The organism is Microcystis sp. M53603_WE2 (assembly GCF_030065435.1).
On record NZ_JASJFF010000684.1, the window covers coordinates 1 to 7,846 of the forward strand.

The 7,846-nt window shown below is 43.0% G+C and carries 12 protein-coding genes; 7 read left to right on the plus strand and 5 right to left on the minus strand.

Annotated features, from left to right (window positions below):
- Positions 1–118: 118 nt before the first annotated feature.
- The 3 genes from PX481_RS14770 to pirA form a co-directional block, all read right to left on the minus strand.
- Complete coding sequence (locus PX481_RS14770; RefSeq protein WP_288026578.1) at positions 119–574, minus strand: GNAT family N-acetyltransferase; 456 nt, start codon at positions 572–574, stop codon at positions 119–121.
- The gene (locus tag PX481_RS14775) at positions 567–731 is read right to left on the minus strand and encodes a DUF8624 family small hydrophobic protein (RefSeq protein ID WP_002760035.1); all 165 of its coding nucleotides are present in this window, start codon (positions 729–731) and stop codon (positions 567–569) included. The genes PX481_RS14770 and PX481_RS14775 overlap by 8 nt, the downstream gene beginning before the upstream one ends.
- A 154-nt stretch (positions 732–885) precedes the next feature.
- Positions 886–1,047 carry an arginine synthesis PII-interacting regulator PirA gene (gene pirA / locus PX481_RS14780; RefSeq protein WP_002733724.1) on the minus strand — a complete coding sequence of 54 codons (162 nt, stop codon included), beginning with the start codon at positions 1,045–1,047 and terminating at the stop codon, positions 886–888.
- 134 nt (positions 1,048–1,181) lie between these two features.
- Here pirA and PX481_RS14785 point away from each other — a divergent pair, with 134 nt between their 5' ends.
- On the plus strand, positions 1,182–1,982 hold the full coding sequence (locus tag PX481_RS14785; protein ID WP_288094848.1) for an SAM hydrolase/SAM-dependent halogenase family protein: 801 nt from the start codon (positions 1,182–1,184) through the stop codon (positions 1,980–1,982).
- A gap of 149 nt (positions 1,983–2,131) precedes the next feature.
- Here the strand turns inward: PX481_RS14785 and nadC are convergent, their stop codons facing one another.
- Both nadC and PX481_RS14795 read right to left on the minus strand, forming a co-directional pair.
- Positions 2,132–2,980: a carboxylating nicotinate-nucleotide diphosphorylase gene (nadC, locus tag PX481_RS14790; RefSeq protein WP_002765455.1), complete on the minus strand. Its 849-nt coding sequence runs from the start codon at positions 2,978–2,980 to the stop codon at positions 2,132–2,134.
- A 71-nt stretch (positions 2,981–3,051) separates the two neighbouring features.
- Positions 3,052–3,618 (minus strand): Uma2 family endonuclease, encoded by a 567-nt coding sequence (locus PX481_RS14795; protein WP_002760032.1) that lies wholly within the window; start codon positions 3,616–3,618, stop codon positions 3,052–3,054.
- Positions 3,619–3,779: 161 nt separating this feature from the next.
- On the opposite strand from PX481_RS14795, the gene PX481_RS14800 reads away from it, so the two are divergent.
- The 6 genes from PX481_RS14800 (at position 3,780) to PX481_RS14825 (ending at position 7,776) form a co-directional block, all read left to right on the plus strand.
- Positions 3,780–4,247, plus strand: a complete 468-nt coding sequence (locus tag PX481_RS14800; RefSeq protein WP_012265148.1) for a CBS domain-containing protein — start codon at positions 3,780–3,782, stop codon at positions 4,245–4,247.
- 42 nt (positions 4,248–4,289) lie between these two features.
- Entirely contained in the window at positions 4,290–4,580 is a 291-nt protein-coding gene (locus PX481_RS14805) for a hemolysin XhlA family protein (protein ID WP_002760030.1), read from the plus strand.
- A gap of 54 nt (positions 4,581–4,634) precedes the next feature.
- Entirely contained in the window at positions 4,635–5,678 is a 1,044-nt protein-coding gene (locus PX481_RS14810) for a S66 peptidase family protein (RefSeq protein ID WP_288026582.1), read from the plus strand.
- Between the two features lie 133 nt (positions 5,679–5,811).
- Positions 5,812–5,955, plus strand: a complete 144-nt coding sequence (locus PX481_RS14815) for a hypothetical protein (protein ID WP_192846056.1) — start codon at positions 5,812–5,814, stop codon at positions 5,953–5,955.
- Between the two features lie 46 nt (positions 5,956–6,001).
- A complete protein-coding gene (locus tag PX481_RS14820; protein ID WP_288026585.1) occupies positions 6,002–7,054 on the plus strand; it encodes a phosphotransferase enzyme family protein in 1,053 nt (350 codons plus the stop codon).
- A 341-nt stretch (positions 7,055–7,395) separates the two neighbouring features.
- Positions 7,396–7,776, plus strand: coding sequence for a DUF7682 family zinc-binding protein (locus PX481_RS14825; protein WP_002735921.1), 381 nt, complete (start codon positions 7,396–7,398; stop codon positions 7,774–7,776).
- The last annotated feature ends 70 nt before the right edge of the window (positions 7,777–7,846 follow it).

Genomic DNA, 7,846 nt, shown 5'->3' on the forward strand with positions numbered 1-7,846 from the left:
GGTGGGGGTGTGGGGTGTAGGGTGTGGGGTGTGGGGTGTGGGGTGTGGGGTGTGGGGTGTGGGGTGTGGGGAGAATAAATAAAAATAATCTCCTGAATACTGTCTCCTGACTCCTTTTCTAAATATTTTTCAACATCAGCAAAGAGCGAGTTTGAAAGCCGAGATTTTGGTAGAGATTGAGAGCATTGTCGTTATTGATGAAGACTTGTAAACCGAGGCGGGTTTGTCCGCGACTTTTTGCCCAATCCTTAGCTCGATCGATTAGTGCGCTGGCGATACCTTGGCGACGATGCTGGGGATCGACGTAAATTAGGAAAATATGACCATAGCGATCGCCTGTCACCTGATCGACGGCGCTCCCCATCCAGAGACAAGCGATCGCCGTTTGTTGTCCTTCGACGATCCACAGGGGAGTATCGAGGCAAAAAAACTGTCTGACTGTATCAGCTAGATGGGAGAGGTTTTTTTGTTCGGGAAAAAATTCTTGATAGCTGCGGGTGAGAAAATTAATTAGTAGATAGCGATCGCTCGGTTTTCCCAGTCGCAGCTGATAATCTTCGGGAAGGTTAGCCATGCCAAGGATAAGAGAAAATTATGCCCAGGGATGGCTCGATCGGAGCGGGTGCCGCTAAATCTGCCGGTAAAAAAATCCGGATGCCAGTGGCAACCAGAGCAACTAAAAACACGAAGATAGTCAGGAGCGGGGCGATATATTGCCGGAAAAAAGCCATAATTATTTGATCTCTAAACTGCTGTTCCTTCTATTTTAAGGATTGCCAGTGGAGATATCGGCAATTTTTTTAAAAAAATTCGCCCAAAAAAAAGTGATCGGCATACCGATCACTAGAAACCGACAACTAGACTATGGCTAAACACCGATTAAATCTAACGAAGGTGCAAATAGGCCGCCTCTGCTTCCAATTGACGCACTAGAGCCTCATTTCCCTGCGCTCTAGCTACTTCCAGTCGGTGTTGTAAATTTCTGCGGAGTGTTTCCCTATGGGCCACGGTGGCCTGTGTTAGGACTTGCTGACGATTTTTGTTCATGGTGGACAGACTTTTGAGCGACTTAACTTACCTTATATCTAAATCATAACATTCTCCTTGGTAAACTGTATCTTTAGCTACTGAATTTAGCGTTAAGATTTATTAACAGTGTTGGCCACCATAGGGACAAGTCGATGACGGAAAAGGCAATAATAACCCTTACTAGCGATTTTGGACTACAGGACGGTTATGTGGGCATGATCAAGGGAGTAATTGCGGGAATTGCCCCCCATGCTCGCACGATCGATCTGAATCATCAAATTTCGCCCCAAGACCTTTACGCTGGTCGTTTTATCCTCCTGAATGCCTATCAATATTTTCCCCAAGGCACTATTCATCTGGCAGTTATAGATCCGGGGGTAGGAAGCAAAAGACGCGGGGTAGGGATTCGTTTTGCCGGTGGTTATTTAGTTGGTCCAGATAATGGTTTATTTAGTGGCATTTTAAGCCAATCTCCCGCTATATCTGCCGTTAATCTCGATAATTCTTCCTATTGGCGCACCCCTAACCCTAGCACTACTTTTCACGGTCGTGATATTTTTGCTGCTGTGGCCGCTTATTTGGCCCGGGGAGTACCCCTAGAAATGTTAGGTGAGATTATTGATCCCGATAGCTTGCAACAATTAGCGATCGCTGTTCCGCAAATCGAGGAAGATAAAATCAGGGGTCAAATTCAATATATTGACATTTTCGGCAATTTAATCAGCAATATTCCCGATTATCTCCTAGAGGGAAAAAATTGGTCGGTGCGGTTGGGTCCAAAAATTATCCCCGCAAAAAACACCTACAGTGATGTTCCTTGGGGGGAAATAGTCGCTTTTATCGGTAGTCACGGGGGGTTAGAAATTGCCGTCAATAGTGGTAGCGCCCAAAAGCAATTACACCTAAATATTGGCGATGCGATCGAGGTTAGAATAGATGGGAGTCAGGAGTAAGAATTCAGGAGTCGGGTGATAGGGTGATAGGGATTTAGGGGTTTAGGGTGTTGAGGTGTTAGGGTTTTAGGGTTTTACTTGAAATTCCCCCACTACCCCACTACCCCACTACCTACTGATCACTGATCACTGATAACTGATATAGCTTTTTAATCAATTCTCATACTAATATCTAACCAAGTAGAACGGGTAACTGGGGCGCTAGTGGAAATATAATCTACTCCTGTTTCGGCAACGTTGCGAATGCGATCGAGGGTAATATTTCCCGATGCTTCTATTTTGGTTTTACTATTAAAATTGCGGATCATCTCCACAGCAGTTTGCATCATCTCTAAATCCATATTATCTAACATAATGATCTCTACCTGCTGCTGCAGGGCCTGATTCACTTCTTCTAATTGGCTGGTTTCTACCTCAATTGTGAGAGGATAGGGCATATTTTGCCGTACACGACGCACTGCTTCCTCAATGCTGCCCGCTGCTTGAATATGATTATCTTTAATCATAATTGCATCATCTAACCCCAAACGATGGTTAATAGCGCCACCGATACCAGAGGCATATTTTTCTAAAATTCGCAATCCCGGGGTAGTTTTGCGAGTATCCACCAATCTTGTCGATAAATCGGCAATTTTCTCCACATACTGACGAGTGGCACTAGCGATTCCACTCAAGCGCATGGCAAGATTTAAAGCGACTCTTTCCCCGATTAACAACGCATCGAAGGAACCTTCTATCTCGGCAATAACTTTAGACTTGGGGCAGAATTCCCCCTCGGCAACGGTGGGGGTAAAGTGAATAGTGGGGTTAAGCAGTTGAAAAACTCGTTCAGCTACGGGTAAACCAGCAATAACTCCCGCTTCCTTGGCAATCCAACTAGCTTGACCAATTTTAGCATGACCGAAGAAAATTGCTTGGGTGGTGCGATCGCCTCTACCGAGATCTTCTCGTAACCAGTTTTCTAACAAGGGATCAAGAACTAATAGGGGCGGTAACATAGAATTTATCGAAAAAATCGGGACGTATTTATTTTAAGTTTAGGAATGTTTGACCTGTTTGTAAACTTTCTTTAATTGAAACTTATCCCTTCATAGATTAACTCGATCGCACAGTGAAAATCGAGACTAGATAGAATAATTTCTTCCCCTTGACTATAAGCGCAGTAAAACCAAATTTTATCTTCACCGCGGCGATAAACCTCAACACTGATCGATTCGGCATCGACTAAAACGTATTCTTGTAAACTGGCAATCTGACGATAATATTGTAACTTTTTGGTGCGATCATAGTTTCCTGTGCTAGGGGAAAGCACTTCAATAATCACTTGTGGATGTTGAATAAAATTACGAGATTCTCTATCCCTAAAATCGCAACTAATCACCAAATCGGGATAAAAATAACGACTATTATTAGCCTGTACTTTCGCATCAGATACATTCACTCGACAGCCTCGCGGACGGAGATGAGAATATAAAGTTCTGTAAAAATTCAAGGTAATATCATTATGGGGCAGACTACCCCCAGTCATGGCGATAATTTCCCCATCAATGTATTCATGGCGACATTCCTGGGTAGCTTCCCATTCTAGATACTCTTCCGGGGTCATTCTTTCTGGGTATTGAGGTTGAGCGATCATTTTTCTTTTTCCTTGTCAACTAACTAAATTAATATCCCATTTCCTTTTTATGTTAGAACATTTTCTCGCCCGAAGATTTAAGAATAGTTATAATTAAGCGGTGACTGATTACCCTAATGATAAGATGGAGAGAGAAAGCATTATTGTCGCAGGTCGCTAAGATGACGAAAACAGTTGCCGATATCATGACTCCCAATCCCATCACCGTCACCGCTAACACTTCTCTATCCGAAGCAGTGAAAATTTTGGCCGAAAAGCGGTTTAGTGGTTTACCCGTGGTGGATGACAATATGCGACTGATTGGGGTTATCTCCGAAACTGACCTTATGTGGCAGGAAACGGGAGTAGAAGCTCCTCCTTACATTATGCTCCTCGATAGTGTCATCTATCTACAAAATCCTAGCCGTCACGAGAAATTACTCCATAAAGCTCTCGGTCAAACCGTGGGGGAAGTAATGACCGATAAACCTATTAGTATCACAGCCGATCGCCCTTTGAAAGAAGCGGCCTCGTTAATGTATGATCGTCATGTGCGTCGTTTACCGGTGATTGAGGAAGAAACCCACAAAGTAATTGGTATTATCACCCGCGGCGATATCATTCGCGATATGGCAAAATCGGAAGCATAATTGCTTTTCTAGGGCAAAAATTAACTAAAAGGTCTTGAACAAATGAATCAATCTCAGGAAACGGTTACTTATTCCCTAGAAACTATCTTGACGCGGATGGAGGGTAAAATCGATTCGTTACAAAAAGATGTGACGGATTTAAAGGTAGGACAAGCGGTGTTAACGGGAAAAGTTGAGGGAATAGAAAATCGACTAAACTCATTAGAAGGAAACCAAAAATATCAGGTTTGGGCATTAATTGTCCTCTTAGCTGGGGCAATTGTGAAAACTTTTTTTTTCCCTCGATCCCCCCTTAATCCCCCCTTAATAAGGGGGGCATCTGATAATTTTTAACGCCTACCTACTTAAATTCTTATTTCCCTGGCAATTTCTCTAAAAACTATCAGAATGAAGCGCCGTCAATTTTTCATTAATTCCGCTCTAACTGCTGTTAGTTTTTCCCTAATTCCTAGAAAAGTTGTTAGTAATAATTTTCCTCTAATTAAACCGCCACATCTACAACCGGGGGACGGAGTGGGTATTATTAGTCCGGCGGGGGCAACTTTTAAAGAAGATGATTTGAATATAGTTATTGAAGCAGTTAAAGCTTTAAAATTAGTCCCAAAAGTTGGTCAACACGCTTTAGATCGTTATGGTTATCTAGCCGGTAAAGATAGCGAGCGAGCCGCGGATATAAATCAATTTTTTGCCGATGATAATATTGCCTTAATTTTACCAATTCGCGGCGGTTGGGGAAGCGCTCGTTTATTACCTTATCTCGATTACGATTTAATTGGCCGTCATCCGAAAATTATCTGTGGTTTTAGTGATATAACTTCTTTATTATTAGCTATTTATGCCAAAACTGGTTTAGTTACTTTCCATGCTCCCAATGGCTTTTCTAGTTGGCGCACCGCTCAAACTGAAAGCTTTCGACAGGTTTTATTTTCTGGGGAAAAGTTGACTTTTAGAAATATTCCCGATCCCGATGATGCCAATCGTTTAATGCGGGTAAAAAATCGGATTCAAACTATTACTAAAGGTCAAGCAAAAGGTAAATTAATCGGTGGTAATTTAACCACTTTAGCCTCGATCGCAGGTTCTCCCTATCTACCAGATTTTACCAGTGCTATCCTATTTTTAGAAGATATTGGTGAAGATATTTATGAAATAGATCGCCTGTTAAATCAATTAAAATTAGCGGGAATTCTCGATAATTTAGCTGGGTTTATCTTCGGTCAATGTAGCAATTGTAGCGCCGATAGTGACTATGGTTCCCTGACTTTAGAAGAAGTGATCCGAGAATACATCCAACCCTTAAAAATTCCCGCTTGTTTAGGTTTGATGATCGGACATTTGGAGATTATCGAGACTCTAGCTATTGGTATTGCAGTAGAATTTGATGCTAATCGGGGAACAATTACTATGTTAGAATCGGCGGTTAGTAGGTAGATGTTAAAGCATCAAAAACTCTTCCAGCGTTGCCACTCAAAGACTTTTTCAGCAGCTCCTATATTAATTTTTGGGGTACTGATAAGTAGTTGGACAAAAGTAAAGTTAACTGTGGGGTAAGGAGTCAGTCCCGATGAAAAAATTTTCACCCCCACAGATGAAAGAGGTTTCTTTCCCTACACCCCACACCCCAGACCCTACACCCTCTTTCAAGTCAGAGGAATGTAGCGAAATATACGGAGCGCTCGAACCAATTTGTAATATATGTGGGCTATGAAATAGGATGATGCGAGCGTTGTCCATACTTGCATCGGGAGGGAACCGTGACGACTTTTCAGGCTTCGCTCAATTTACTGCCTTCTAGTTCTCCCGCTGCCAATTTTCGGACTGGAGAATGGACTTTTCCCACACTCTACTCCACTCTTGCTCCTGCTGCCCTAGCAGATTTAGTTTTTTCTCGTTACGAGATTGATGTACCGAAAAATTGTCAATTTTGGCATCGGGGTTTAAGTGATGTGTATCTCCTCGAAACCCTGACAACTCCCTACATCTTGCGAGTGTCTCACTGCCATTGGCGCAGCAAAATGGAAATAGACTTCGAGTTAGAATTATTAGATTATCTCGATCGCTCTCAGGTTCCCGTCGCTGCGCCAATTCGCACCAAAAACGGTGATTTATCCGTAGAAATTAAGGCTCCGGAAGGGAAACGTTACGCCGTCCTTTTTCCCTATGCTCCTGGAGGAATTGCTATTGGGGACATAGATATAGAACAAGCCTATCATTTAGGGGCGATCGTGGCTAATTTACATCGGGTGACAGCAGATTTTCAAACCCTAGCCTATCGTCATCCCCTCAACCTCAAATATCTTCTCGACGATTCCCTGCAAATTATCGCACCTTTTCTGCACCAACGACCGAGCGACCTAGACTGTGTTTTAGAAACCATTGGGGAAATAGAGGAAGAAACCGCTAAATTACCGACAGAATCTCCCTATTGGAGCATTTGTTGGGGCGATCCTCATAGTGGTAATGTGCATATCACCCCTGATAATCAGATGACCCTATTTGATTTCGATCAGTGCGGTTATGGTTGGCGAGTTTTTGATATCGCTAAATTTCTGCAAGTTTCCCTACAATCCGGCTTAAATCGCCAGGTTCGCCATGGTTTCATCCAAGGCTACGATGAAACAGTGCCTTTAACCGATGGTGAATTATCTTGTCTTCAGTATCTCACCCAAGCGGCCTATATTTGGTCTTGGTCAATTAGCTTAAATAACCTGCGTTTAACCGATTATAGTCGTCTGTGCGCCAATTATTTTAGCAGCCGTTTGGCCATTCTCAAACGTTTAAGAACCCAAGAATGGGAATTATTCTAAGCAGCCTTGATCCTGCTGGTGAGCAAATTTCCTGGGGGTAGGTTGTGGGGTGTGGGGTTTTACCCATTTTCAGGGAAAAATTACCTGAATTTTCCCCCTGATCACTCCAATGACCGGCACTTTTTGATAGCCAAAAAGCCTAAAAGTCTTATCCAAAAAGCCGGCCCCAACTAACCAAGATCAACTTTCTTGCTGGTCAATGGCCAAACGAGGGATCGATCCCTGTATGCTGGTAAGTATAGATAATCACTAGGTAAAGACTTTCTTCTCCATCTGCCAAAAGTGAAGCAAGCTTTACCGCTTTTGAATACTCTCTCACAGCCTTACAGACAGATGGTATTATGTCCAGAAGAAAGAAGAAGTTTCCCTGTGGTCACAAGGGTTATGGCCAAGTCTGCCATCATTGCGCTCAACTAGATGCCGCTTGGGAAGAAAGAAAACGTCAAAAAAATGCCTGGGAAGCCACTTTTTCCCAAGATCCGATCGATCTGCGGGAATTACCGAAAAATGTGGTACTTAAAGCTAGGGAAATCCTGCAAGGATTGCAAGATCACCGCAATTATCGAGATTTCCACGGTAAACGATTGCGACACGATCGCTTTATTATCAGTATCCCCGTTACCCGCAATTATCGCCTCATCTGTCGCGACCACGGCAATCTCCTCGTCCCAGAAGCGGTTATCTCTCACGAAGATTATAATGTTTGTAAACCGGGTAGGTGAAGCTAATCTTTAGTTCGCTTGGGAAGATTTATCGCTGTTTATATCTTCCCAATCCGGCAGCCAATTTTCA